Genomic DNA, 26,810 nt, shown 5'->3' with positions numbered 1-26,810 from the left:
GACGTAGCCGTAGAGCCCGGGCACGACCATCCGCACCGGGAAGCCGTGCTCGACGGGCAGGGGCTCGCCGTTCATCCCGACGGCGAGGATGCTCGCCCGGTTCTCGTCGGCCAGCACCTCGAGCGGGCTCGAGGCGGTGAAGCCGTCGATGCTGCGCGAGAGGACCATGTCGGCGCCGGCGGTCGGCCGTGCGCGGGCGAGCAGCTCGCGGATCGGGTAGCCGAGCCACAGCGCGGTGCCGATCAGATCGCCGCCCACCTCGTTCGAGACGCACGACAGGGTCACCAGGTGCTCCTCGAGCGGCAGGGCGAGCAGCTCGTCCCAGGTGAGCACGATCTCCTCCTCGACCATGCCGTGGATCCGGAGCGACCAGTCGGCGGGGTCGACGGAGGGGACCGACAGGGCCGTGTCGATGCGGTAGAACTCGGCGTTCGGGGTGACGAACGAGCTGATGCCCTCGACGTCGTCGAGGACGGCGGCGGCCGGGACGGGCGGGGCGGCGGCCGCGGCCCTCGGCAGCACCACGGCCTCGCGGACGGCGGTGACGGCCGCGGAGGCGGCGGTGGCCAGGCGGGCGCCGACGCCCACCACGACGGCGGCGGCTCCGGCGATGCCCACGAGGCGGAGGAAGGACCGCCGGTCGGTCCCACCCCGCGCGGGCTCGTCGTCCCAGGCGCGCAGCCGGGCCGAGGCGGTCCAAAGCACCAGCGCGCCGGCGACCATGCCCGCGATGCTCGGAGCGGCCGAAAGTCCGGTCGCACCTCCCGTGTGACCGCGGCGAGGGCGCCGAGACCGGCGACGACCACGAGGAGCAGCGCGCCCAGCGGCGGGCGGCGGAACTCCAGCAGACCCGCCGCGACCGCGAGCAGCGCGACCGCGAACGCGAGCGAGGCGAGCAGCACGATCTTGTCGCCCGTGCCGAACAGCGCGATCACCGTGTCCTTCACGCCGGGCGGCACGATGTCGATGACGAAACCCCCGACCGCGACGAGCGGACCGCCTCCGGCGCCGTGAACACGGCCACGAGCTCGGCGCTCGCGAGGGCGACGACGGCGGAGACGATCCCCGTGAGGATCGCGAGCAGTGCGGCTCTTCTGGGGGCATGAGCCGCACTCTAAGCCACTGCGCGGGGTGCGGGCTGGGGCCCGCTCAGATCGAGAGGAGTCTCGCTCCGTGCACGGGGCCGGTCACGCGGAGGGCCTTGTAGCGCGCGGTCGTCAGCTCCAGCTGGAGCTCGAGAGCCGCATCCGCGTCCGCCGCGAGGAAGGCGACGGTGGGTCCCGAGCCCGAGACGAGCCCGCCGAGGGCGCCGCTCTCCTCGCCGCGCTCCAGGATCCGCGCCAGACCCGGCTGCAGGTGCAGCGCCGGAGCCTGGAGGTCGTTGTGCATCGCGTCGGCGAGCATCGCCGCGTCGCCCGCCCTCAGCGCCTGCAGCACATTGGGGTCGACGCTCGGCGAGGCCGAGATGGGGCGGAAGTCGTGCAGGTGCCGCTCGCGGTGGCGGTCGAGCTCGCTGTAGACCTCCGGAGTCGAGAGCCCCTGCTCCGAGAGCACGAGCACCCACTCGAAGCGGCCCTTCGCGAGCGCGGGGCTCAGCTCGTCGCCGCGGCCCACTCCGATCGCCGTGCCGCCTGTGAAGGCGAAGGGCACGTCGGCGCCGAGGCTCGCGGCGATGCCGAGGAGCTGCTCCCGCGTGCAGGCCGTGCCCCACAGCGCGTCGCAGGCGAGGAGCGTCGCGGCCGCGTCGGCCGATCCGCCGCCCATGCCGCCCGCGATCGGGACGTTCTTCTCGATCTCGAGGTGCACGCCTCCGCGGTGGCCCGTCGCTCGTGCGAGCGCTCTCGCGGCCTTGACGGCGAGGTTGCTGCCGTCGACCGCGAGGCCGCTCGTGTCGATCGAGCCCGAGAAGGCGACCGAGAAGTCGTCGGCGGCGCTGGCGCGCACGTCCTCGTAGAGCGAGAGCGACTGGAACGCGGTCGCGAGCTCGTGGTAGCCGTCCTCGCGAACGGCCCCCACCTTGAGGAAGACGTTGATCTTGCCCGGTGCCCGCGCGTGGACCACGGTCGACGTCGCGCGAGCAGCCATGCCTCCAAGCTACAGGGTGGCGGAGGGGCCCTCGTGCCCGTCGGACGGGTCCGTCCCGGGGTCCTCCTCGACCGGGTCCGGCACGGTGCCGCCGCGGGTCGGCACGCGAGCGGGATCGAGCGTGCGGCCCAGCGCGACGAAGGAGTCGACGGTCAGCTCCTCGCCGCGAGCAGTCTGCGGGACGCCCGCCGATTCGAGGGCGGCGATCGCCGAGGCGCTGTCGCCGAAGAGCGGGGCGAGCGACTGGCGCAGCATCTTCCTCCGCTGGGCGAAGGCCGCGTCGACGACCGCGAAGACGGCCCGGCGCAGGGTCTCGTCGCCCGGCTCCTCGCCGCGCTCGAACGCCACGAGCACGCTGTCGACGTTGGGGACGGGCCAGAAGATCTGCCGCGAGACGGTGCCGCCGGTCGAGAACGAGCCGAACCAGGCGGCCTTCACGCTGGGGCCGCCGTAGACCTTGGAGCCCGGGCCCGCGGCGAGCCGGAGGCCGACCTCGGACTGCACCATGACCACTCCGGAGCGGATGCTCGGGAAGTGCTCGAGGAAGTGCAGCAGCACCGGCACCGAGATGTTGTACGGGAGGTTCGCCACGAGACGGACGGGATCGCCCGGCAGCTCGAGCACGCGCATCGCGTCGGCGTGCACCACGTGCAGGTCGGCCCCGGGCGCCATCAGCTCGACCGTGCGCGGGAGCTGCTCGGCGAGCCGCCCGTCGATCTCGACGGCCACGACCTGCGCGCCGGCCTCGAGCAGGCCCAGCGTCAGCGAGCCGAGGCCGGGTCCGATCTCGACCACGGTCTCGCCCGCCTGCACGCGCGCGAGCTTGACGATGCGGCGCACGGTGTTGGCGTCGTGCACGAAGTTCTGACCGAGCTTCGGTCGGCGTCACGTCCAGCAGCTGCGCGAGGTCGCGGATCTCGGCGGGGCCGAGCAGCCGCGGAACGGCGGGCGCCTCGGCGTCCGCCGCGTGGCGGCCGCTCATGCCAGCTGCCCCACGGGCTCCGTCGGCTCCGAGCCGACCTCGCCGCCCCACTCGCCGTAGACCTGCTCGGTGTTGGAGGCGATGGTCGCGGCCAGGTGCCCCACGTCGGTCTCGAGGTGCAGCGCCATCGCGCGCAGCGTGTGCGGGAGCAGGTACGGAGCGTTCGGGCGGCCGCGCAGCGGGCTCGGAGTGAGGAACGGGGCGTCGGTCTCGACGAGGATCAGGTGCCGCGGAGTGACCGACAGCGCCTCGCGCAGCGACTCCGCGTTCTTGAAGGTGACGTTGCCCGCGAAGGACAGGTACCACCCCTCCTCGGCGCACATCCTGGCCATCTCGGCGTCGCCCGAGAAGCAGTGGAAGACGGTGCGCTCGGGGGCGCCGACACGGCGGAGCGTGTCCATCACCTCGCGGTGCGCGTCGCGGTCGTGGATCTGCAGCGCGATCCCGTTCTCCTTGGCGATGCGGATGTGCTCCTCGAACGAGCGGAACTGGGCGCCGCGGCCGCTCTCGCCGGTGCGGAAGAAGTCGAGCCCGGTCTCGCCGACGGCGCGCACGCGCGGCTGCGTCGCGAGCTCGGCGATCACCGCGAGGGCGTCGTCGAGCTCCCCGCGGGCCTCGAGCTCGGGCGCCTCGTTGGGGTGGATCGCGACCGCGGCCAGCATGCGCGGCTCGGCAGCGGCCATCTCGGCCGACCAGCGGCTCGTCGCCACGTCGGTCCCGACCTGGACGACTCCGCGGACGCCGACCGTGGAGGCCCGGTCGAGCTGCTCGCGGTAGTCGAGCGGCTCGAGGCCGTCGGCGATCTCGAGGTGCGTGTGGTTGTCGTAGACGGGGACCACGAGGGCCTCGGGCAGCGGAGGGTACGTCAGGTCGCGGCCGGAGGTGTTCTCGCGGGCACGGACGTGCTGGCTGTCGCTCATGCGCTCCAGGCTACCGGGAGGGCTCCGGACGGCCCGCGTCCGGGGCGGAGGGATCTCGCGCCCCCTCTGCTGCTCGAGCAGCCCCGCAGGGGCGCATCGAGCCCCGCCGACTCCGAGACGGCGTGGATCTCGATACGCGCGCTTCGAGCGCTACTCGATCAGCAGCGAGAGGCGCTGCGCACCCCGGCCGAAGGCGCGGCTCTCACAGGAGGACGGCCGCAGCAGAACCTCGGCCAGGAGCACCGGTCAGCCACCATCGCGACTGAGGAGCGCTCCGGCCGAGGTTCTGCACCCGAGCCTGCTGGTCGAGTAGCCCCGCAGGGGCGTATCGAGACCGACCGACTCCGGACATCGGGGATCCCGATACGCCCGCGGAGCGGACCACGTGATCAGCAGAGGAGGGCGTCCGCCGCGCGGGCTCGATCAGCAGGCCCGCGGCGTCAGCTCGCGGGGGCCTCGATGCGCGGGAAGAGGGCCTCGAGGGCGCCGACGGTCGTGCCGACGGGCAGGCGGCCCCACTCCCCGGCCTCGCGGATCCGCTGCGCGGCCAGCGCGCCGAGCGACTCCTCGACGCCGAGCGCCGTCCAGAGCTTCGCGGTCGCGCGGGGCACGACCGGCGAGAGCAGCACGGCCAGGGCGCGCAGGCCCTCCGTCGCCGTGTAGAGGACGGTGCCGAGCCGCTCGCGGTCGGCGTCGTTCTTGGCCAGGGCCCACGGCTCCTGCTCGGTGATGTAGCCGTTCAGTTCGTCGACGATCGTCCACACCGCGGTGATCGCGTCGTGGATCGCGAGGGAGTCGATCGCCGCGTCGGCGGTGGACGCCGCCTCGGCGACGGTGCGCCGGACGCGCTCCTCCGCGGGGGTCGCCTCGGCGGGTGCCGGCACGACGCCGTCGTAGTAGCGGTTGAGCATGGCGATCACGCGCGAGGCGAGGTTGCCGAACCCGTTCGCGAGCTCGGCCTGGTAGCGCGCCGAGAGGTCCTCCCACGAGAACGAGCCGTCCTGGCCGAACGTGATCGCCCGCATGAAGTAGTAGCGGAACGCGTCGGAGCCGAAGGTGTCGGTGATCTGCTCGGGAGCGATGCCGGTGAGCTTCGACTTCGACATCTTCTCGCCGCCGACCAGCAGCCAGCCGTGGCCGAAGACCTGCTTGGGCACGTCGAGCCCGGCGGCCATGAGCATGGCGGGCCAGATCACCGCGTGGAAGCGGAGGATGTCCTTGCCGACGATGTGGGTCGCCGGCCAGCGGCGGGCGAACTCCTCGTCGTCCTGGCCGTAGCCGACGGCGGTGACGTAGTTGAGCAGCGCGTCGAACCAGACGTAGACGACGTGCGAGTCGTCCCACGGCACCTTCACGCCCCAGTCGAAGCTCGAGCGCGAGATCGAGAGGTCGGCGAGTCCCTGGCGCACGAAGCTGACGACCTCGTTGCGGGCCGACTCCGGCTGCACGAAGTCGGGCCGCTCCTCGTAGAGCGCGAGCAGGCGCTCGGTGTACTCGCTCATCCTGAAGAAGTAGTTCTTCTCGCTCAGCAGCTCCACCGGCTTGGAGTGGATCTTGCAGACGTACTGGCCCTCGTAGTCGCCGGTGCCCTCGTCGAGGTCCGAGAGCTGCTTGTACTCCTCGCAGCCCACGCAGTAGTAGCCCTCGTACTCGCCGGTGTAGATCGCGCCGGCGTCGTAGAGCCTCTGCAGGAACTTCTGCACGTTGACCTCGTGCCGCTCGTCCGTGGTGCGGATGAAGTCGTCGTTGGCGATGTCGATCGTGCTGAGCAGCGGCTGCCACGCGGTCTCGACGAGGCGGTCGGCCCACGCCTTGGGAGTCGTCCCGTTGGCGGTCGCGGTGCGCAGGATCTTCTGTCCGTGCTCGTCCGTGCCGGTGAGCAGCCAGGTGTCGTCGCCCGCCTGACGGTGCCAGCGGGTCAGCACGTCCGCCGCGACCTCCGTGTACGCGTGCCCGATGTGGGGGACGTCGTTGACGTAGAAGATCGGGGTCGTGAGATAGAAGGAGGCGCCGTCGGACATGGCGACCATCCCTATTCACCGTGCGGTGCTGCTCCTTCTGTGTGACGACGCGCTCAGCCGCGGCGGGAGGCGAGGGCCGCCTCGTACAGCTCGCGCCGGGAAAGGCCTGTGCGCTCGGCGACCTCCGCGGACGCCTCCCTGAGCCGAGCTCCGGCGGCGACCCGCGCGAGCACGTCGGCGAGCGCATCATCCTGCGAGGCCTCCCGCTCCGGAGCGCCCTGCACCACCAGGCAGATCTCGCCGCGGAGCCCCCCGGCGGCCCAGTCGGCGAGCTCGGCCGCGGTGCCCCGGCGCACCTCCTCGAACATCTTCGTCAGCTCGCGGCAGACGACGACCCGGCGCTCGGGGCCCATCGCCTCGACGAGGTCGGCGAGCGCGTCGCCGATGCGGTGCGGGGACTCGAAGAACACCATGGTGCGGCGCTCGTCCACCAGCGAGCGGAAGGTCGACACCCGCTCGCCGTGCTTGCGCGGCAGGAAGCCCTCGAAGCTGAACCGGTCGGTCGGCAGGCCCGAGACGGCGAGCGCCATCAGCACGGCCGAGGGTCCGGGGAGCGCCGTGACCGCGACTCCGGCGGCCACCGCGGTCTCGACGAGGTGGTACCCCGGATCGGACACCGTGGGCATGCCGGCGTCGCTGAGCACGAGCAGGTCCTCCTCCCGGGCGAGTTCGACCAGCTCGGCCGCCCGCTGGCGCTCGTTGTGGTCGTGCAGCGCGTAGAGGGTCGGCCGGTTCTCGATGCCGAGCGCCCGCAGCAGCTGGATCGTGACGCGGGTGTCCTCGGCGGCGACGTGCTGCGCGGTCGAGAGCGCCTCCACGAGCCGCCGGGAGGCGTCGCCGAGGTTTCCGATGGGCGTGCCCGCGAGGATGATCATGCGGCCAGTCTCCCAGCCCCGATCCAGCGCAAGCTCCTGCGGGGTTCCAGGAGCAGAGCGGAGGGTGGAGGTCCCGGGGCGATCGCGCCCGGGAGGGAGAAGGAGAACCGTGAAGGCAGTGCAGTACCGCGAGATCGGCAGCGAGCCCGAGGTCGTCGAGGTGGACAAGCCCGTGCCCGGACCGGGCCAGGTCCTGCTCCGGGTGACCGCGGCGGGGCTCTGCCACTCCGACTCGTTCCTGATGGGCCTCCCCGAGGACCAGTACACCTACGGGCTCCCGCTGACCCTCGGTCACGAGGGCGCCGGAGTCGTCGACGAGCTTGGCGAGGGCGTGACGGGCGTCGAGGTGGGCGACGCTGTCGCGGTCTACGGGCCCTGGGGCTGCGGTGTCTGCCGCACCTGCGCCTCCGGACGGGAGAACTACTGCCCGCACGCGGCGGAGCTCGGGATCACGCCTCCCGGTCTGGGCTCGCCCGGCGCCATGGCGGAGTACGTCGTGATCGACGACGTCCGGCACCTGGTGCCGCTGGGCGACCTCGACCCGGTCGACTCGGTCTCGCTGACCGACGCGGGCCTGACTCCGTACCACGCGATCCGCTCGGTCGCCTCGAAGCTCGTGCCGGAGCGTCCGCGGTCGTGATCGGGAGCGGCGGACTCGGCCACATCGGGATCCAGATCCTCAAGGCGATCTCGCCGGTCCGCGTGATCGTGCTCGACCTCTCGGACGAGAAGCTGGCCCTCGCCCGCGAGGTGGGCGCCGACGAGACGCTGCGCTCGGACGACGAGGGCGTCGTCGCCCGGATCCGCGAGCTGACCGACGGGGAGGAGCCGAGGTGGTCCTCGACTTCGTGGGCGCGGAGCCGACGCTCGAGATCGCCCGCCAGGTGGTCGCGGCCGACGGAGCGGTGCAGATCGTGGGCATCGGCGGCGGCGTGCTCCCGACCGGCTTCTTCTCCACTCCGTACGGGGCCTCGGTGCGCGCGCCCTACTGGGGATCGCGGACCGAGCTGATGGAGGTGCTGGACCTGGCGCGCGCCGGACTCGTGCGCGTGCACACCGAGCGCTACTCCCTCGACGAGGCACCGGAGGCGTACCGCCGACTGCACGACGGGAAGGTGCGCGGACGGGCGGTCGTGGTGCCGTGAGGCCCCGTTAGCATGGCCGGGTGACGGACCGACCGCAGCGCGACTTCGACGACCTGCTCCTCGACTCCGCCGGAGCGACCCGGTCGGTGCCCGTCGAGCCCGCGGAGGACGTCGCCGCCGCACCCCGGGTGCGCGAGCCGCAGCCCGACGTGCCGCGCGGCTCCTGGTTCGACGACGTCTTCACCCGACTGACCCTCACCCCGCTCCGGCGACGGCTGTGGGATCTCGGGCTGCCGATCGCCGTGGTCGTGCTCGCCTCCGTGCTGCGGCTGTGGAACCTCGGCCACCCCCGCTCGCTCGTGTTCGACGAGACCTTCTACGTCAAGGACGCCTGGACCCTCTGGAACCTCGGCTTCGAGGGCGCCTGGCCCGAGGACCCCGACCCGGGCTTCGCGGCGGGCGACGTCGACACCTTCACCGGCGCCCCCTCCTTCGTGGTGCACCCGCCGCTGGGCAAGTGGATCATCGGGCTCGGCATGGGCGCGTTCGGAGCCGACGACAGCGTCGGCTGGCGCGTCGCGACCGCGGTCGTCGGGATCCTCGCGGTGGCGCTCGTCATAGCGATCGGGAGGATGCTCTTCCGCTCGACGCTGATCGCCTCCCTCGCGGGCCTCCTCCTCGCCCTCGACGGCCACGCGATCGTGATGTCCCGCGTGTCGCTGCTCGATGGGATCCTGATGTTCGTCGCGCTCTGCGGAGTGGCGGCCGTGCTGCTGGACCGCCGCTGGGCGGAGCTGCGGCTCGCCGAGAAGGTCGCCGCGGGGGCCCTCCCCAGCTGGGGCCCCGTGCTCTGGTGGCGGCCGTGGCTCCTGGTCGCGGGCGTCGTCTTCGGCCTCGCCGCGGGCGTGAAGTGGACCGGGATCTACTTCCTCGCCGCCTACGGCGTGTACCTCGTCGTGGTCGACGCGCTGATGCGCCGCCGCGCGGGCGTGCCGTTCTGGGGCAGCGGGGCGGTGCTCAAGCAAGGACCGGTGACGTTCCTCCTCGTCGTGCCGATCGCGCTCGCCGCCTACCTCCTCACCTGGACCGGCTGGCTCCGCACCTCCGGCGGCTGGGCCAGGCAGTGGGCGACGGAGGCCCCCGGCAACGCCTGGACGGGTGCTCTGGCCTGGGTCCCCGACTGGGCGCAGAGCCTCTGGCACTACCACGTGCAGATGTACGACTACTCGATCAATCTGCGCGCCACGCACCCCTACGAGGCGAACCCGCTGACCTGGCTGCTGATGACGAGGCCGACCAGCATGTACTTCGTCGACCAGGCCCAGGGCGTCGACGGCTGCACGGCGATCCGCTGCGACGAGGCGATCACCTCGGTCGCCAATCCGCTGATCTGGTACGCCGGGGTGGCCGCGCTGCTGTACCTGCTCTACCGCCTCGCGCGGTACCGGGAGTGGCGCGCGGGCTTCGTGCTGATGGGGATCGTCGCGGGCTACCTGCCGTGGATGCTCTACCTGGACCGCACGGTCTTCCAGTTCTACTGCGTCGTCTTCCAGCCCTACATGATGCTCGCGCTCGCGATGACGGCGGGGATCGTGATGGGCTCGCCGCAGGACGCACGGCCGAAGCGGACCCGCGGCCTCGTGATCGTGCTGGTGTTCGTCGCGCTCGCCGCAGCGCTCACCGCCTTCTTCTACCCTCTCTGGACCGGGCAGCAGACCTCGTTCGCCTTCTGGCAGGCGCACATGTGGCTCCCGTCGTGGGTCTGATCGGGCGCCTGGGTCCCGGAGTCGCGGTCTGCGCGGCCGCGGCGGTCCTCGCCGCACTCGTGCACGCTCTGGTGCCGGCGGTGCCGATGCTGACGGCCGCCGTCGCGCTCGGGATCCTCGTGGCGCAGGTGCCTGCCGCGCGTCCGACCCTCAGCGGTGCGCTCTCGCCGGGTCTGAAGTTCTCGTCCCGCTCGCTGATGCGCACGGGCATCGTGCTGCTGGGGCTGACGCTCTCGCTCGTCGACATCGCAGCGCTGGGCTGGGCGGCGATCCTCGTGGTCGTGGGCATCGTGCTCGCGACCTTCGCGCTGACCTGGGCCCTGGGCCGCGCGGTGGGCCTGCCGGGGCGGGAGCCGCTCCTGCTCGCCGCGGGCTTCTCGATCTGCGGCGCCTCCGCGATCGGCGCGATGGCCGGGGCGACCCGGGCGAAGGAGTCGGAGCAGGCCGTGCCGGTCGCGCTGGTGACCCTCTGCGGCACGCTCGCGATCGCCGTGCTGCCGGCACTGCAGCACCCGCTGGGCCTCTCGGCCGATCAGTTCGGGCACTGGGTCGGCGCGTCGGTGCACGACGTCGGCCAGGTCGTCGCGACGGCCCAGATCGCGGGCGCCTCCGCCCTCGCGATCGCGGTGGTCGTCAAGCTGACCCGCGTCGTGCTGCTCGCCCCGATGGTCGCGGTCGCCGCGGCCGTCACGCGCAGGAGCGGATCGGGCACCGGACCGCGCCCCGCGATCGTGCCGCTGTTCGTGGTCGGGTTCCTCGCGGCGATGCTCCTGCGCACCTGGGCGCCCCTGCCGGAGGGCCTGCTCGAGGCCGCGGCCGTCGCGCAGACCTGGCTGCTCGCCGCGGCGCTCTTCGCGCTGGGAACCGGTGTGCGGCTCCGGGCCCTCGTGACGACCGGCTGGCGCGCCCTCGTCGTGGCGCTCGGCTCCTGGTTCGCGATCGCCGCGATGGCGCTGGCCGCCGTGCACGCGACCACCTGACGCACCGACTGTTACGGACTGCGACACCCTGCGCGCCGTGGTGTCGGAGGACGCGGGTAACGTCGATCGCATGGCAGATCGCGAGTACGGCTTCAAGACGCGTGCAATCCACGCGGGCAACATCCCCGACCCGGTGACCGGTGCGCGCGCGCTGCCGATCTACCAGACCAGCGCGTTCGTCTTCGACGACACGGCGGACGCCGCGGCGCGCTTCGCGCTGCAGAAGTACGGCAACGTCTACTCGCGCCTCTCCAACCCCACCGTCGCCTCGTTCGAGGAGCGCGTCGCGAGCCTCGAGGGCGGCCTCGGCGCCGTCGCGACGGCGTCCGGCCTCTCGGCGCAGTTCATCGTCTTCGCGGCGCTGGTCGGCTCGGGCGACCACGTCGTCTCCTCCGCCAACCTCTACGGCGGGTCCATCACGCAGCTCGACGTCACCCTGCGCCGCTTCGGCGTCGAGACGACCTTCGTGCAGTCGAGCGATCCGGCCGACTACGCGGCGGCGATCACCGAGAAGACCAAGGTCCTCTACGCCGAGACCATCGCGAACCCGTCCGGCGAGATCGCCGACATCGAGGGCCTCGCCGCCGTCGCGCACGCCGCCGGCATCCCGCTCGTCATCGACTCGACCGTCGCCACGCCCTACCTGGTGCGCCCGATCGAGTGGGGTGCCGACATCGTCATCCACTCGGCGACCAAGTTCCTCGGCGGACACGGCACCACGCTCGGCGGCGTCGTCGTCGAGTCGGGGCGCTTCCACTACTCGCACGAGAAGTTCCCGCTGCTGCACGACTCCGTCGCCTCGTACGGCGACCTCTCGTGGGACGGCAACTTCGGCGAGTACGGGTTCCTCACCCGGCTGCGCGCCGAGCAGCTGCGCGACATCGGGCCGGTGCTCGCCCCGCACTCGGCGTTCCTCCTCGCCCAGGGCGTCGAGACGCTGCCGTACCGGATCCAGGCCCACGTCGACAACGCGCGCCGCGTCGCCGAGTGGCTCGACGCCGACCCGCGCATCGAGGCGGTCTACTGGGCCGGCCTGCCCGAGCACCCGCACCACGAGCGCGCGCAGAAGTACCTGCCGAAGGGGCCGGGCTCGGTCTTCAGCTTCGTCGTGAAGGGCGGCCGCGCGGTCGGCCAGACCTTCATCGAGTCGGTCGACCTGGCCAGTCACCTCGCCAACATCGGCGATGCGAAGACCCTCGTCATCCACCCGGCGTCGACGACGCACGCGCAGCTCACCGAGCAGCAGCTGCTCGACGCGGGCGTCCTGCCCGGCCTCGTCCGCCTGTCGGTCGGCATCGAGGACGCCGACGACATCATCTACGACCTCGACCAGGCGCTCACCACGGCCGTCGAGAAGCACGGCACGCCGGACGCGCCGAGCGAGCTCCCGGAGGACGCCTCGGCCACCCTCCTCTCCCCCACCGTGGAGGTCTGATCCCATGAGCACGACCGACGACACCGTCGTCCAGCTGTCGAACGGACTGAGCTGCTCCGTCCCGGCCAACTCGCCGCTGGCGAAGATGCTGCGCTCGCAGCGCACCTGGGTGGGGCCCGACGCGAAGCAGCGCCTCGACATCCTCCGCCGCGCGAAGACCGTCGCGATCGTGGGCGCCTCGCCGAACCCGGCGCGCTCGTCGTACTTCGTCTCGACGTACCTGAAGCAGTCGAGCGACTACGAGCTGTTCTTCGTGAACCCGAACGCCACCGAGATCCTCGGGCAGCCGGTCTACAAGAGCCTGGCCGACCTGCCCGTGGTGCCCGACATCGTCGACGTCTTCCGCAAGGCGAGCGACATCCCCTCCGTGATCGACGACGTGGTCGCGATCGGCGCGCCGACCGTCTGGGTGCAGCTGGGCATCTGGAACCAGGAGGCGGCCGAGTACGGCGAGTCGAAGGGCCTGACGGTGGTCATGGACCGCTGCATCAAGGTCGAGCACGCCCGCTTCCACGGCGGCCTGCACCTGCTGGGCTTCGACACCGGGCAGATCACGGCGCGCAAGACGATCCGCTGACACGACGGGCCGGCCGGGACTCCCCGGCCGGCCCGCTCCGCTCAGTCGCCCTTCACGTTCACCAGCTGGCGCAGCGTGTGCCTCACCTCGACCAGGTCGGCGGCGTCGGCCATCACGCGGTCGATCGGCTTGTAGGCCGCCGGGATCTCGTCGAGGAACGCCTCCGTGTCGCGGTACTCGATGCCGGCCATCGCCTCGCGCAGCTGCTCGCGCGTGAAGGTCCGGCGTGCCGCCGAGCGCGAGTACTCGCGGCCGGCCCCGTGCGGCGACGAGTTCAGCGACATCGCGTCGCCGCGTCCGACGACCACGTACGACGCCGTGCCCATGGAGCCGGGGATGAGGCCGGGGCGCCCCGCGTCGGCCTGGATCGCGCCCTTGCGGCTCACCCAGACGTCGAGGCCGAAGTGGTGCTCCCGCTCGGTGAAGTTGTGGTGGCAGTTGATCCGCTCGAGCTCGTCGACCTCGGAGCCGATCCACTCCGAGAGCTGCCGGACGACCCGGTCCATCATCTCCTCGCGGTTCAGCAGCGCGTAGGTCTGCGCCCAGCGGAGCTCGGCGATGTACCGGGCGAACTCCTCCGTGCCCTCCTCGAGGTGTGCGAGGTCCGGGTCGGGCAGGGCGATCCGCCGTCGCGCGCAGGATTCGCGGGCGATCCGGATGTGCTCGCTCGCGATCCGGTTGCCGACTCCTCTCGAGCCCGAGTGCAGGAACAGCCACACCGCTCTCGTCGCGGCTCACCTCGATGAAGTGGTTGCCGCTGCCGAGCGAGCCCAGCTGCACCGCCCACCGCGTCGCGTACCGCGCCGGGTCGAAGCCCGCCGCGGCGGCGAGCGCCCTGAGCTCGGCGATCCGCGGTGCGGCGGTCTCGGCGATCCTCCGGTTGGCGGCTCCCGCCGACAGCGGCACGGCGCGCTCGATCCGCTAGCGCAGGGCGGCGAGGTCGCGGCCGACCAGGTCGTCGCGGACGAACCCCGTGCGCACGGCGATCATCCCGCAGCCGATGTCCACTCCGACCGCTGCGGGGATGATCGCGCCGAGGGTCGGGATGACGGACCCCACTGTCGCGCCGCGACCCAGGTGGGCGTCGGGCATGAGCGCCAGGTGAGGGAAGACGAACGGCATCGCGGAGGCGGTGAGCGCCTGGGCGAGTGCGCCCTCGTCGAGGATGCTCGCCCAGGAGACGAGCCGGTCTGCGATCCTCTGCATGGTCCTTCCTCCCGAGAGGCCCGGCCGCGCCGGGGTGGAGATCTGTTCGGCGCGAGCCTGGGAGAGCACCGGAACGCCGCGCGGGAGGGTTGCGCGGAGCTCGACAGGCCGGACGTATTCGAGCGCCCGCCCCTTCCGAGCGAGCCGGGCGTAGTCTCGCGTCATGAGCGCCTACGTCTCCGTCCTCGACCTGTTCAGCGTGGGGATCGGCCCGTCCAGCTCCCACACGGTGGGCCCGATGCGCGCCGCTCTCGACCTCGCCGGGCGCCTGCGCGCGGCCGGACTCCTGCCGCGGGTGAGCCGCGTCGGCTGCACCCTCTACGGGTCCCTCGGCTCCACCGGGATCGGCCACGGCACTCCCGACGCGGTCGTCGCCGGGCTGTCGGGGCTGGCTCCCGAGACGTGCGACCCCGAGCAGGTGCGCGGGGCGTGGCGGCGGCTCGACGACGAGGGGTCGATCCTCCTGGCGGGCGAGCAGCCCGTGCCGATGACGCCGGACGACGTCGGCTTCGAGCCGCGCACCCGCCTGCCCGAGCACCCCAACGCGCTCACCTTCAGCGTCTGGCTGGGCGAGGACGCCCTGCCCGCGTGGGAGGAGACCTACTACTCGATCGGCGGGGGATTCATCCGACGCGCAGGTGAGCGGGCGCCTCTCGCGGCGCTGGCGGAGCATCCGCACCCCTTCGCGTCGGGCGCCGACCTGCTGGCCACCTGCGACCGCACCGGCGCGAGCATCGCCGGCGTCGCGGCGGCGAACGAGGAGGCGCTGCATCCCGGCGTCGACGTCGACGCCCGGCTCGACGCGATCTGGGACGCCATGGCGGCGTGCGTCGACCGCGGACTCACGACCGACGGCGTCCTGCCGGGCGGGCTCGCCGTGCGCCGCCGGGCCTCGCTGATGCGGGAGCGGCTCGAGGCGCTCGAGCACGATCCGCTCGATGCCGCCCGGGTGACGGCGGTCGAGTGGCTGCACGCCTTCGCGCTGGCGGTGAACGAGGAGAACGCCGCCGGCGGGCGCGTGGTCACCGCGCCGACGAACGGAGCGGCGGGCATCCTCCCCGCGGTCGGCCACTACTACCTCCGCTTCGTGCCGGGGGCGGACCGGGCCGGCCTGCGGGACTTCCTGCTGACGGCCACGGCCATCGGCTCGCTCTGCAAGACGAACGCGTCGATCTCGGGGGCGGAGGCGGGCTGTCAGGGCGAGGTGGGCTCGGCGTGCGCCATGGCCGCCGGAGGCGCTCTGCGCCGTGCTCGGCGGGACGCCCCGCCAGGTCGAGAACGCTGCCGAGATCGCGATGGAGCACCACCTCGGGCTGACCTGCGACCCGGTCGGCGGGCTCGTGCAGATCCCGTGCATCGAGCGCAACGCGATCGCCGCCTCGACGGCCGTCAGCGCGGCGCGGCTGGCGCTGCACGGCGACGGCACCCATCGCGTCTCGCTCGACACGGTGATCGAGACGATGCGGCAGACCGGCATCGACATGTCCTCGAAGTACAAGGAGACCAGCGAGGGCGGTCTCGCGGTCAACGTCATCGAGTGCTGAGGCGCGCGCCTGTCGAGCACGATCCCGCGTGCTCGCGACGGCGATCCCCTGTTCGACGGGCCCAGGTGAAGCCGGGTTACGCGCCGGGGTGCGGCCGGGACGACCGGCGCCTAGCGTGGGGCGGGTGAGCAGCTCCCCTACCTGGCCCGGCCGATCGTCTCGACGCAGTGGCTGGCCGATCAGCTCGGCCGCGACGGACTCGTCGTGATCGACGCCAGTGTGCTCTTCGTGCCCGCCTTCGACGGGCGCTACCGCTACCTCACGGGCGAGGACCAGTACCTCGTCGAGGGGCACGTGCCCGAGGCGGTGTTCGCCGACCTGCTCGAGCACCTCTCGGACGCCGAGGCGCCGCATCCGTTCACGAGGCTCGCCGCCGAGCGGTTCGCCGCCGCGGTCGGGGCACTCGGCATCGACGACGACTCCGTGGTCGTCGTCTACGACTCCGCCGTCGGCCAGTGGGCGTCGAGGCTGTGGTGGCTGCTGCGCACCGCGGGCTCGACTCGGTCGCCGTCCTCGACGGCGGTCTCACCGCGTGGCGTCAGGAGGCGCGCCCGCTCGAGACGGGGCGCGTCGCGCCCGTCCCGCGCGACGGGCTCACGGTCCGCGAGGAGCGGCCGCTCTGGGTCGACAAGGCCGACGTCGAGCGGATCGTCCGCGGCGAGGCCCCCGGCGCGCTCGTCTGCGCCGTGCCGCCGAAGGAGTTCACCGGCGAGGCCGGCCAGCGTCCGCGCCGCGGCCACATCCCGGGCTCCCGCAGCGTGCCGGCGGCGCGACTGGTCGACCGCGAGACCAACACACTCCTGCCCCTCGACCGGCTCCGCACCCTCTTCGGCGACGCGGTCGACGCCGAGCGCGTGGTCCTGTACTGCGGAGGAGGCATCGCCGCCGCGGCCGACGCCCTCGCCCTCACGCTCCTCGGCGTGCGCGACGTCGCGATCTACGACGGATCGCTGAACGAGTGGGCCGCCGATCCGGACGCGCCCCTCGTGGTCACGGCCGCCTGACGAGCTGCTCCGGGAGGCGCGTCGTCGGCAGCGCGCAGACGAACGCCTCGCAGGCGTAGGCGGTCGGGAGTCCGTCGCGCGACGTCCTGCCCTCGAAGAGCTCGAAGCCGGCGCCCGCCCAGGCGGCCGCCTCCCGATCGGTGACCAGCGCCAGCACCCCCACGTCGGTCGCGCGGGAACCCGTCGCGAGGCCGTCGAGCGAGGCGTCGTCCGGGGCGACCACGACGAGCTGCAGAACGGGCGCGGCGAGCGCCGAGGCCAGCGCGAGCACGGCGCCGAAGCCCATCGGCTGCCCGAGGGCGCCCGGAGCCACCGCGGCGACCACCGCCTCGGCCGCCTCGCGGTAGCGCCGCTCCCCCGTCAGCAGGAAGAGCTCGTGCGCGGCGCGCGCCGTCGCCGAGAGGCCGGAGGGGTACGCACCCTCGGACGGATCCGCCGCGAGCAGCAGTCCGCGCGCGGCGAGCGCCAGGTCGCCGCCGCCGGGGAGCGCGAAGGGCGGCCATCCCGAGGCGGCGTCGAGCGCGCCGTCGAGGAGCGACCGGGCGGCCTGCGCGTAGCGGGGCGTGCCGCCGGCGAGTGCCAGCTGCAGGAGTCCGCCGGCGAGCATGCCGAGGTCCTCGAGCGCCGGGCGGGCGGTCGAGACGCGGTCGTCGAGCGAGGCGCGGACGACGAGGACCCCGTCGACGACATGGCGGGAGAGCAGGAAGTCGGCGGCGCGGCGGGCGGCGTCGAGCCACTCCGGCCGTCCGAGGACACGACCGGCGCGCGCGAGCGCCTGGATCGCGAGGCCGTTCCATCCGGTGACGACCTTCTCGTCGAGCGCGGGCGGCTCGAGGCCCGAGCGGTCCTCGGCGAGGTAGTAGCCGCCCTCGGAGCGCCGGCCGTCGACGATGCTCTCCGGAGTCCTGCGCGCTCGCGAAGCCGCCGCCGGGGCGCTGCAGGGTGGTGATCAGGAAGGAGGCGATGCCGTCCGCGACGCCCGCCAGGGCGTCCCGGTCCCGGACGTCGGAGCGGCCGAGCAGCAGGGCGGCGACGTCGAGCAGCTGCGCGTTGTCGTAGAGCATCCGCTCGTAGTGCGGCTCGCTCCAGTCTCCTCGGGTCGCGTAGCGGAAGAAGCCGCCGTCGCGATCGCGCAGCGGCGAGGCGGCGACGGTCAGGAGAGTGCGCTCGGCGAGCTCCGCACCGCTCGCCCGCGAGGCGAGGAAGCCGAGGACGGGGGCCACCGGGAACTTCGGCGCCCCGCCGAAGCCGCCGTGCTCGCGGTCCTCCTCGGCGGCGAGGCGTGCGACGGCGGCATCGAGCGCGCCGTCGTCCGGCAGCGCGCTCGCGGTGGGCAGCGCGGCGGTCGCCTCGCGCAGCGCGTTCGCCAGCGAGCCCGCCGTGGCGTGCACCTCGTCGCGCCGCAGCCGCCAGGCCTCGCCGACCGCGTCGAGGACGTCCGAGAACGCGGGGACCCCGCCGACCGCACGGGGCGGGAAGTAAGTACCGGCGTAGAACGGCTCGCCGGCCGGAGTCGTGAAGACCGTGAGCGGCCAGCCGAGGTTCCGCGTGAACGCACTCGCCGCGGTGAGGTAGGCCGTGTCGACGTCCGGGTGCTCCTCGCGGTCGACCTTCACGGCGACGAATCCGCCGTTCAGGCGCTCGGCGAGCACGGGGTCCGAGAACGACTCGCGGGCCATGACGTGGCACCAGTGGCAGGTCGCGTAGCCGATCGACACGAGCACCGGCACGTCCCGCCGCTCGGCCTCGGCGAACGCCTCCTCACCCCAGGGGAACCAGTCGACGGGATTGTCCGCGTGGGAGCGGAGGTAGGGGCTGACACTCGAGCGCAGTCGTTCGGCCATGGCTCCACGCTAGACGCGAGCCCCGGCACGGTCACGGGGTTGCAGAAGCTCCGCCGGGAGGCGCGCTCGGCCACGATCGTCGCCGGCGCGCCCTCTCCAGCTCGGGTTCTGCTCCTCCACCGCCCGCGACGGCACGAGCGGCAGCTGCCAGGGCGGGCGTCAGCGCCACGATAGCGAAGGCGAGCGGATAGCCGACCAGGCCGATCAGCGCGCCGACAGCCGGCGCCGCGATCGCCGCCGCCGCGAACTGCCCGGTGTTCTGCGCCCCGAGCGCGCGGCCCGACCAGAAGGGCCCGGCGATCTCGGCGACGGAGGTGAAGGCGAGCCCGTTGTCGGCGACCGAGATCGTCGTCGCCGCGACGAACAGGACCGCGGCGACGGCCACCGCCCCGTCGACCGCGCTCGTGGCGGCCAGGAGGAGCAGCGCCGCGACTCCGGCCACCGCGACCCAGCGCAGTGGACGCAGCCGCGACCCGACGCGGTCGCTCAGCACCCCGACTCCGATGCGGCCGAACGCGCCGGCGAACTGCGCGACGGCCACCAGGACGCCGGCCGCCCACGGTTCCCAGCCCTGGTCGGCGATCAGCCAGACCAGGCCGAAGGTCGAGAGGGTGAACTGCGGCACGACCAGCAGGGCTGAGACGCCGTGGATCCGCCAGAGCGCGGCACCCGAGCGGTAGGGGTTCTGCACCGGAGCCGAGGCCCCGGTCCGGGGCGGACGGGGCGGATCGACGATGCCGATCGCGCAGGCGACGGCGAGCACGGCGAGCAGGACGACGGGCAGGGCCAGGGCGGCGGGCACCCCGCGGCACTCGCGAGCGGCGGCACCGTGAGCGAGGCGACCGCGACTCCGAGCGGCTGGCTCATCTGCCGGATGCCCATGGCGAGCCCGCGGCGATTCCGGGGGAACCAGCCGATCACGACGCGGCCGCTCGCCGCGTTGACGCTGCCGGACGCCATGCCTCCGAGGAGCAGGAAGACCCCGAGGAGCACGAGATCGCCCGTGAGCATCGCCCCGACGCCCGCGAGCGCCGTCGCGGCGACACCGGTGGCGAGGACGATCCGCTCGCCGTACCGATCGGCGAGAGCGCCCCACGCGACGAGGGTGAGCACGAGCCCCACGTTCGGCGCCGCGGCGAGCAGTCCCGCCTCGGCGAGCGAGTAGCCGTACTGCGTGTGCAGGAGGGGGATCAGGAACGGCGGCACGGACACGAACACGGTCGTCGCGGCCTGCGCGGCCACTCCGATCGCGAGCATCAGCCAGGGGCGGGGAGTGCGGGGCACGGTGCTCCAGGGATCACGGGCGGGACGGTGCCCAGGAGGCTACCGGTGCGACCAGGTGCGGCGAGGCGGGAGTCGCTCCGCGTCAGCGCTCGAAGAACCAGCCGCTCGGTCGCTGCGGCCCGCTCGGTGAGGCACCGCCTCCGATCCGCCCGCCCCGGCGGCCGAGGACCAGGTACGCGATGCTCCCGACGAACGGCGCGATCACGATGAAGGCGACCCAGCCCACCTTGCCGACCCGGCCGAGGCGCGGGTTCGCCAGCACGCCCTGGATCGCGAACAGCAGCAGCACGATGTTCACGACCACGAGCAGGGACTGCGGATTCACGGCCGTGCTCTCCGCTCGGGGTCTGCACCCTCCGGCGGATCTCGCGGGGGGACCTGGGCATTGTGCCACGGCGCCGTAGGATGGAGGGCTCATGTCAGACGTCCTCAGCATCCACTACCCGCCCGAACTCCCCGTTTCGGGACGGCGCGACGACATCGCCGCCGCGATCCGCGATCACCAGGTCGTCATCGTCGCCGGAGCGACCGGGTCGAGCAAGACCACCCAGCTCCCCAAGATCTGCCTGGAGCTGGGACGCGAGAGCATCGCGCACACGCAGCCGCGGCGGATCGCCGCGCGCACGATCGCCGAGCGCATCGCGGAGGAGCTCGACGACGAGGTCGGCGGCCTCGTCGGCTACCAGGTCCGCTTCACCGACAAGGCGAGCGCGTCGACGCGGATCAAGCTGATGACCGACGGCATCCTGCTCAACGAGATGAACCACGACCGGCTGCTCGGCCGGTACGACACGATCATCATCGACGAGGCGCACGAGCGCAGCCTCAACATCGACTTCCTGCTCGGCTACCTGCACCGTCTGCTGCCGCAGCGGCCGGACCTCAAGGTGATCATCACCTCCGCGACCATCGACCCGCTCAGCTTCGCCGCTCACTTCGCCGACGCCGAGGGGAAGCCGGCTCCGATCATCGAGGTCTCGGGGCGCACCTTCCCGGTCGAGGTCCGCTACCGCCCCCTCGTGGCCGAGGAGCCGGAGGAGGACGACGACACCGACACCCCGGACGCCACCGCGGGCAGCCGCGACCTGATGACCGGCATCGCCGACGCGCTCGCCGAGCTCGCCCGCGAGGATCCGGGCGACGTGCTGGTGTTCCTCTCGGGCGAGAACGAGATCCGCGACGCCGAGGACGCGATCCGCGGGCTCGCCCTGCCGGGCACCGAGGTGCTGCCGCTCTACGGGCGGCTGTCGGCCGCCGATCAGCACCGCGTCTTCGAGCGCTCGCGCACCCCGGGCGTCCGCCGCGCGTCGTGCTCGCGACCAACGTCGCCGAGACGAGCCTGACGGTGCCGGGCATCCGCTACGTCATCGACGGAGGAACGGCGCGCATCTCGCGCTACAGCGCGCGCTCGAAGGTGCAGCGGCTGCCGATCGAGGCGGTGTCGCAGGCGTCGGCGAACCAGCGCTCCGGCCGCTCGGGCCGCACCAGCGACGGCATCGCGATCCGCCTCTACTCGGAGGAGGACTACCTCCGCCGTCCGGAGTTCACCGACCCCGAGATCCTGCGCACGGGTCTCGCGGCGGTCATCCTGCAGATGATCTCGCTGGGCCTCGGCGACATCGCCGAGTTCCCCTTCCTCACTCCGCCCGACTCGCGCGGGATCAAGGACGGCCTCGACCTGCTGACCGAGCTCGGCGCGATCCGCACGCCCGGCGCGCCCTCCTCCGATGCCGCCTCCTCGGGCGCCCCCTCGCGAGATGCCACTCCGGTCCGCAACACTCGGCAGAAGGCGAGCCGGAGTGGCATCCCGCGGAAGGAGCAGGGCCCGCAGCTTCACCCGCATCGGCCGCGACCTCGCCCGCCTGCCCATCGATCCGCGGTTCGCCCGCATGGTGATCGAGTCGCGGACGCACCACACGAGCCGCGAGGTCATGGCGATCGTCGCCGGCCTCACGATCCAGGACGTCCGCGAGCGCCCGCTCGAGCGCCGCGCACAGGCCGACCAGCAGCACGCGCGCTTCGTCGACCCGACCAGCGACTTCCTCACGCTGCTCAACCTCTGGAACTACGTGGAGGAGAAGCGGCAGGAGCTCTCCTCCAGCGCCTTCCGCCGGCTGTGCAAGGCCGAGTACCTCAACTACCTGCGGGTGCGGGAGTGGCAGGACGTGTTCCGCCAGCTCCGCCAGCTCGCGAAGCCGCTGCGCCTGGAGCTCGGCGAGCCGCGCGTGGACCCCGACGGGATCCACCGCTCGATCCTGGCCGGGCTGCTCTCGCACATCGGCGTGAAGGACACGACCTCCCAGCAGGCGCAACGAGCCGCCAAGAGCCGCGAGCGCCAGAACGTGCAGTACGTCAGGGCCCGCAACGCCAAGTTCTCGATCTTCCCCGGCAGCGCGCTCGCGAAGAAGCTGCCGGATGCGGTGATGAGCGCCGAGCTCGTCGAGACGAGCCGCCTGTTCGCGCGCTCGAACGCCGCCATCGACCCGGCGTGGGCCGAGGCGATCGCAGGCGACCTCGTGAAGCGGCAGTTCAGCGAGCCGCACTGGGAGAAGGCGCAGGGCGCGGCCGTCGCCTACGAGCGCGTCACCCTCTACGGGGTCCCGCTCGTCGCCCCGTCGCCGTGTGCAGTTCTCGCGGATCGATCCGTCCTACGCCCGCGAGCTCTTCCTCCGCCACGCTCTTCGTCGAGGGCGACTGGGAGTCGCGGCACGCGTTCGACCGCAAGAACCGGGCCCTGCGCGCCGAGCTCGAGCGCCTCGAGGAGCGCACCCGCCGCCGCGACCTCCTCGTCGACGACGAGGCCGTGTTCGACTTCTACGACCGGCGCATCCCGCGCGACGTCACCTCGGTCCGCTCCTTCGACTCCTGGTGGAAGACGAAGCAGCACGACGAGCCCGACCTGCTGACCATGACGCAGCAGACGCTCCTGCCCGAGGACGCGGAGGAGATCGACGAGACCGCGTTCCCCACGCAGTGGCGCCAGGGCGACCAGCGCTTCCGCCTCTCGTACCGGTTCGAGCCGGGCACGGAGGAGGACGGCGTGACCGTGCACGTGCCGCTCGCGCTCCTGCCGCGCGTCACTCCGCTGGGCTTCGACTGGCTGGTGCCCGGCCTGCGTGCCGAGCTCGTGACCGCGATGATCAAGGCGCTGCCCAAGCACCTGCGCCGGAACGTCGTCCCCGCGAACGACTGGGCGAAGCGGCTCACCGCCTCGCTGCCGCAGGACGTGCCGAACCCGCCGACGGAGTCGTTCGCGGCGACGCTCGCCGGTGCGATCCGCCGCGAGGCGGGCGTGGTGATCGACGCCTCCGACTTCGACCTCGAGCGGATCCCGGCGCATCTCCGGGTCACCTTCGCCATCGCCGACGAGCGCGGCCGCACGATCGCCGCCGGCAAGGAGCTGGCCCCGCTGGCCGAGCGCCTGCGCGGACGGGTGCGCGACGAGGTCGCCCGCGTGGTCGAGGCCCGCGTGCCGGACGCGCTGGAGCGCCGGGGCCTGAAGACCTGGGACATGCCCGAGCTGCCGCGCACCACCGACACCCGTCAGGGCGGCAGCACCATCCGCGCGTACCCCGCGCTGATCGACGACGGCGACTCGGTCTCGATCCGCCTGATGGCGACACCCGAGGACCAGGCCCGCGAGCACCCTCGCGGCGTCCGGCGGCTCCTGCTGCTCGCGACGCCGAGCCCGGTCGCCTACGTGCAGCAGCACCTCAGCTCGAACGAGAAGCTCGTGCTCGCGCAGAGCCCGTACCAGAACACGACGGCCCTCTTCACGGACTGCCTGCTGGCCTGCGTCGACGCGGTGCTCTGGCGGATGAAGCCCGACGGCATGCTGTTCCTCCGCGCCGAGTTCGACGCCGTGCGCGACCGGGTGTCGGCGAGCGTCATGGACTCGATGTTCGAGACGGTCAAGACCGTGACCACGGTGCTCACGACCGCTCGGGCGGCCGAGAAGGCGCTGAAGAACTCGACCAGCATGGCGCTGCTGCCGGCGCTGACCGACGCGCGCGAGCAGCTGTCGGCCCTCGTGCATCCGGGCTTCGTCTCGGCGACGGGGCTCGAGCGGCTGCGGCACCTGCCGCGCTACCTCGCCGCGATCACCGAGCGCTTCGGCAAGATCGCCGAGAACGTGGGGCGCGACCGCGTCTGGCTGAACGAGGTGCAGGCGGCGCTCGAGCTCTACCGCTCGGCGGGCGGCGTCCTGCCGCTGCCGCCGCACTCCCCGAGAACCTGCAGCGGGCCCGGTGGATGATCGAGGAGCTGCGCGTGAGCTTCTTCGCGCAGTCGCTCGGCACCGCCGAGAGCGTCTCCCTCCAGCGCATCCGCAAGGTGCTCGCGGGCTGACGCCCGTCCTGCGCCGAGGAACCCCGACCCGTCGAGGGAGCCTGCGGAAGCGGGTTCCCCGGACCGTCCGGGGTTCCCTCGCGGGGCGCTAGTGTCGTCCGGTGGGCAGCTACACCGAACTCCTCAGAACCCCCGGGGTGGGGCGCATCATCGCCGCGCAGCTCACCGCGCGCTTCCCGTTCGGGATGCTGTCGCTGGCCTTCCTGCTCCACGTCGAGCACGTGCACGACTCCTACGCGGCCGCAGGGCTCGTGCTCGGCTCGATGTCGATCGGGCAGGCGATCGCCGGGCCGCTGACCAGCCGCCTGATGGGCCGGCTGGGCATGCGCCGCGTGCTCACGCTCACCCTGATCGTCTGCGCCGTCGCGATCATCGCGATGGCGGTGCTCCCTCGAGATCTGGCAGTTCGTCGCCGTCGCCTTCCTCGCGGGCCTCAGCATGCCGCCGGTGCAGCCGGCGGTCCGCACCATCTACCCCAAGATGGTGCCGAGCTCGCAGCTCACCCCGCTCTTCTCGCTCGACGCCTCCGCGCAGGAGATCATCTGGGTGCTGGGACCCGTGCTCACGACGTTCGTGTCGATCCAGATCTCGACGGTGGCCGGCATCCTGACCGCCGCGGTGTTCCTCATCGGCGGCGGCATCTGGTTCATCGCCTCGCCCGAGGTCGGTCGCGTCCGCATCCCGCGCTCCCGGCGCAGGCTCGGCGTCGTGCTGACGAAGCCGCCGGTACTGCTGGCGACCGTGGTCGGCTTCCTGCTGGTGGGCGCGTGCGCCGCGCTCGAGGCCGGCGTCGTGGCGGTGTTCGGCGAGGGCGGAGTGGAGTCGGGCGTCGTGCTCGCGATCTTCGCGGCCGGCTCCCTCGTCGGCGGTCTGACCCTCGGGCACATCCCGATCAGCCGCTGGGCGACCGCCCGCCGCATGCTGATCGTGACCGTCGGCATGGCGCTGGCCGCCTTCTCGACCGACTTCTGGTGGCTCTCGATCACGCTGTTCCTGGCCGGCGTGGGTATCGCTCCGGCGCTCGCGGCGCTCTTCACGATCACCGCCGCCAGCGTCAAGTTCTCGGACACCGCCGAGGCCTACGGCTGGGTCGGCACCGGCCAGCTGATCGGAGCGGCGCTGGGCTCGGCGATCGCGGGCGTCCAGATCGACGGCAACGGCCCGACCGCCGCCGTCGTGGTCGCCGCGGTGTTCTCCTTCGTCGGCTTCGTGGTCCCCGCGCTCGGCCGCCGCTACCACCCCGACCTCCGCGGCCGCGACGCGAGCCCGCTGCCGGACACCGAGCCGGTGCAGCTGCCCACCTGATCCTTCCCAGCCGCCGTCGAGCGGGCATCCAGCGCCGCAGCCGTAGGGTGGGCCGCACCCGACCGGGAGCGAGGCGACCATGGGACTGCGCGAGGACGCCGAGGAGCTCGTCCGAGCCCACCGGCGTGCCGCCGAGCGGGCCGAGCGGACGGACCCCTGGTCGGATCCCGAGACGCCGGAGTGGTGCGGGGAGCTCACCGCGGCGCTGTGGCAGGGCTCGTACCGGCCGAGTCCCGTGTACTACCGGGCCGAGGACCTGTCGCACGCCTGGCGCGGACCGCATCCGGTGCGCCTGAACCACCTCGGCTTCGGCTGGCAGATCACGGCGCGGCGGATGCACGAGGGCGCTCTCGCGTCGAGCACGGCCGTCGTCCTCGAGACGGGATCGCTGTGGCTCGGCCTCGGACCCGGTCGACGGCCGCACCGCGGCCTCCTCGCGCTCGCCGACTCCGAGAGCGTCGAGGGTCTCCAGCCGGGTCACGACCACTACTTCGCCGTCCGCCGCTTCCCCGACGCCGACGAGGAGCAGGCCGCCGAGCGGCGCCTGCTGTTCGGAGTCGCGGGGCTCGCCGCGCTGATCGAGGACGCCGTCGCGATCGGTCCGCAGGGCGAGCTCGAGTGGACCGTCTGAGCGGACCCTCCGCAGGGACCCTCGGGACGGTGCCCCCAGGACCGCATGCCAGCATGGAGGGCATGAGCGTCCCCCTGATCCCCCTGAACGACGGCCGCGCGATCCCGCAGATCGGGCTCGGGGTCTACAAGGTCGACGACGACGAGGCCGCGCGCACCGTCGCGACGGCTCTCGAGGCGGGCTACCGCCACGTCGACACCGCCACGCTCTACGCCAACGAGCGCGGCGTCGGCGAGGGGATCCGTGCCAGCGGGATCCCCCGCGAGCAGGTGTTCGTGACCACCAAGGTCTGGAACGACGACCACGGCTTCGACGAGACGCTCGAGGCGTTCGACCGCAGCCTCGACCTGCTCGGGACCGACTACGTCGACCTCTACCTCGTGCACTGGCCGATCCCCTCCCGCGACCGCTACGTCGAGACCTACCGCGCCCTCGAGAGGCTGCAGCAGGAGGGCAGGGCGCGGTCGATCGGCGTGTCGAACTTCGCCGTCGAGCACCTCGAGCGCCTCTCGGCCGAGACCGCGGTGGTGCCCGCGGTGAACCAGGTCGAGCTGCACCCGCGCCTGCCGCAGGAGGAGCTGCGCGCGTTCGGCGACGCCCACGGCATCGTCACCGAGGCCTGGTCGCCGCTCGCGCGCGGCCGTCTGCTGCAGGAGCCGGTGCTCGAGCGGATCGCCGCGCGGCACGGCGTCTCCGCCGCGCAGGTCGTCCTCCGCTGGCACGTGCAGAACGGGGTCGTCGTGATCCCCAAGTCGGTCACCCCCGAGCGGATCCGGGAGAACATCGACGTCTTCGGCTTCGTGCTCGACGACGAGGATCTGGCGGGAATCCGCGCTCTCGCGACCGGCGAGCGCACGGGTCGCGACCCCGCCTGGACTGACCCGCCCGAGGGCCTGACGAACACGATCTCGCGTGCTCG

13 protein-coding genes and 9 pseudogenes are annotated in these 26,810 nt (G+C 72.8%); 11 read left to right on the top strand and 11 right to left on the bottom strand.

Annotated elements, in window-relative coordinates; genetic code table 11:
• Window positions 1–12: 12 nt before the first annotated feature.
• The 6 genes and pseudogenes from AC0CII_RS23505 to rsmI all read right to left on the bottom strand — a co-directional run.
• Window positions 13–351: pseudogene (locus AC0CII_RS23505) on the bottom strand (molybdopterin-dependent oxidoreductase); the annotation flags it as partial.
• Window positions 352–1,149: 798 nt separating this feature from the next.
• Window positions 1,150–2,085 carry a 4-(cytidine 5'-diphospho)-2-C-methyl-D-erythritol kinase gene (locus AC0CII_RS23500; protein WP_207403472.1) on the bottom strand — a complete coding sequence of 312 codons (936 nt, stop codon included), beginning with the start codon at window positions 2,083–2,085 and terminating at the stop codon, window positions 1,150–1,152.
• 9 nt (window positions 2,086–2,094) lie between these two features.
• Window positions 2,095–3,067: pseudogene (gene rsmA, locus AC0CII_RS23495) on the bottom strand (16S rRNA (adenine(1518)-N(6)/adenine(1519)-N(6))-dimethyltransferase RsmA).
• Complete coding sequence (locus AC0CII_RS23490; RefSeq protein WP_207403474.1) at window positions 3,064–3,987, bottom strand: TatD family hydrolase; 924 nt, start codon at window positions 3,985–3,987, stop codon at window positions 3,064–3,066. The pseudogene rsmA and the gene AC0CII_RS23490 overlap by 4 nt, the downstream one beginning before the upstream one ends.
• 440 nt (window positions 3,988–4,427) lie before the next feature.
• Window positions 4,428–6,008 (bottom strand): methionine--tRNA ligase, encoded by a 1,581-nt coding sequence (gene metG, locus AC0CII_RS23485; RefSeq protein ID WP_465226278.1) that lies wholly within the window; start codon window positions 6,006–6,008, stop codon window positions 4,428–4,430.
• Between the two features lie 53 nt (window positions 6,009–6,061).
• A complete protein-coding gene (gene rsmI, locus AC0CII_RS23480) occupies window positions 6,062–6,883 on the bottom strand; it encodes a 16S rRNA (cytidine(1402)-2'-O)-methyltransferase (RefSeq protein WP_465230756.1) in 822 nt (273 codons plus the stop codon).
• A gap of 109 nt (window positions 6,884–6,992) precedes the next feature.
• Here rsmI and AC0CII_RS23475 point away from each other — a divergent pair.
• The 5 genes and pseudogenes from AC0CII_RS23475 (at window position 6,993) to AC0CII_RS23455 (ending at window position 12,726) form a co-directional block, all read left to right on the top strand.
• Window positions 6,993–8,028: pseudogene (locus AC0CII_RS23475) on the top strand (NAD(P)-dependent alcohol dehydrogenase).
• Between the two features lie 20 nt (window positions 8,029–8,048).
• The gene (locus AC0CII_RS23470; protein ID WP_465226280.1) at window positions 8,049–9,734 is read left to right on the top strand and encodes a dolichyl-phosphate-mannose--protein mannosyltransferase; all 1,686 of its coding nucleotides are present in this window, start codon (window positions 8,049–8,051) and stop codon (window positions 9,732–9,734) included.
• A complete protein-coding gene (locus AC0CII_RS23465; protein WP_465226282.1) occupies window positions 9,713–10,714 on the top strand; it encodes a YeiH family protein in 1,002 nt (333 codons plus the stop codon). Before AC0CII_RS23470 ends, AC0CII_RS23465 begins: the two co-directional genes overlap by 22 nt.
• A gap of 70 nt (window positions 10,715–10,784) precedes the next feature.
• Window positions 10,785–12,149: an O-acetylhomoserine aminocarboxypropyltransferase/cysteine synthase family protein gene (locus AC0CII_RS23460; protein WP_465226283.1), complete on the top strand. Its 1,365-nt coding sequence runs from the start codon at window positions 10,785–10,787 to the stop codon at window positions 12,147–12,149.
• A 4-nt stretch (window positions 12,150–12,153) separates the two neighbouring features.
• Window positions 12,154–12,726: a CoA-binding protein gene (locus AC0CII_RS23455; RefSeq protein ID WP_251946003.1), complete on the top strand. Its 573-nt coding sequence runs from the start codon at window positions 12,154–12,156 to the stop codon at window positions 12,724–12,726.
• A gap of 41 nt (window positions 12,727–12,767) precedes the next feature.
• Here AC0CII_RS23455 and AC0CII_RS23450 read toward each other — a convergent pair.
• A pseudogene (locus AC0CII_RS23450) lies at window positions 12,768–13,932 on the bottom strand (RtcB family protein).
• A 163-nt stretch (window positions 13,933–14,095) separates the two neighbouring features.
• Between AC0CII_RS23450 and AC0CII_RS23445 the strand changes: the two are divergent.
• Together AC0CII_RS23445 and AC0CII_RS23440 are read left to right on the top strand one after the other, a co-directional pair.
• Window positions 14,096–15,476: pseudogene (locus AC0CII_RS23445) on the top strand (L-serine ammonia-lyase).
• Window positions 15,477–15,643: 167 nt separating this feature from the next.
• Complete coding sequence (locus AC0CII_RS23440; RefSeq protein ID WP_465230755.1) at window positions 15,644–16,480, top strand: sulfurtransferase; 837 nt, start codon at window positions 15,644–15,646, stop codon at window positions 16,478–16,480.
• On the opposite strand, the gene AC0CII_RS23435 is transcribed toward AC0CII_RS23440, so the two are convergent.
• From AC0CII_RS23435 to AC0CII_RS23420, 4 genes and pseudogenes are all read right to left on the bottom strand, one after another.
• Window positions 16,414–18,324: a thioredoxin domain-containing protein gene (locus tag AC0CII_RS23435; RefSeq protein WP_465230754.1), complete on the bottom strand. Its 1,911-nt coding sequence runs from the start codon at window positions 18,322–18,324 to the stop codon at window positions 16,414–16,416. The genes AC0CII_RS23440 and AC0CII_RS23435 overlap by 67 nt on opposite strands.
• Before the next feature lie 31 nt (window positions 18,325–18,355).
• Window positions 18,356–19,087: an MFS transporter gene (locus tag AC0CII_RS23430; RefSeq protein ID WP_465230753.1), complete on the bottom strand. Its 732-nt coding sequence runs from the start codon at window positions 19,085–19,087 to the stop codon at window positions 18,356–18,358.
• A gap of 98 nt (window positions 19,088–19,185) precedes the next feature.
• Window positions 19,186–19,581: pseudogene (locus tag AC0CII_RS23425) on the bottom strand (MFS transporter); the annotation flags it as partial.
• 109 nt (window positions 19,582–19,690) lie between these two features.
• Window positions 19,691–19,933: a PLDc N-terminal domain-containing protein gene (locus AC0CII_RS23420; RefSeq protein ID WP_465226287.1), complete on the bottom strand. Its 243-nt coding sequence runs from the start codon at window positions 19,931–19,933 to the stop codon at window positions 19,691–19,693.
• A 91-nt stretch (window positions 19,934–20,024) separates the two neighbouring features.
• On the opposite strand from AC0CII_RS23420, the pseudogene hrpA reads away from it, so the two are divergent.
• The 4 genes and pseudogenes from hrpA to AC0CII_RS23400 all read left to right on the top strand — a co-directional run.
• Window positions 20,025–23,955, top strand: a pseudogene (gene hrpA, locus AC0CII_RS23415) (ATP-dependent RNA helicase HrpA).
• A gap of 101 nt (window positions 23,956–24,056) precedes the next feature.
• Window positions 24,057–25,260, top strand: a pseudogene (locus tag AC0CII_RS23410) (MFS transporter).
• Window positions 25,261–25,339: 79 nt separating this feature from the next.
• Window positions 25,340–25,891 carry a hypothetical protein gene (locus AC0CII_RS23405; protein ID WP_207403488.1) on the top strand — a complete coding sequence of 184 codons (552 nt, stop codon included), beginning with the start codon at window positions 25,340–25,342 and terminating at the stop codon, window positions 25,889–25,891.
• A 53-nt stretch (window positions 25,892–25,944) separates the two neighbouring features.
• Window positions 25,945–26,718: pseudogene (locus tag AC0CII_RS23400) on the top strand (aldo/keto reductase); the annotation flags it as partial.
• Window positions 26,719–26,810 lie beyond the last annotated feature (92 nt).

It is taken from the genome of Rathayibacter sp. AC182, from assembly GCF_979253875.1.
Note: the sequence above shows the minus strand (reverse complement) of the source record. Positions and strands in the feature narration are given on the sequence as shown.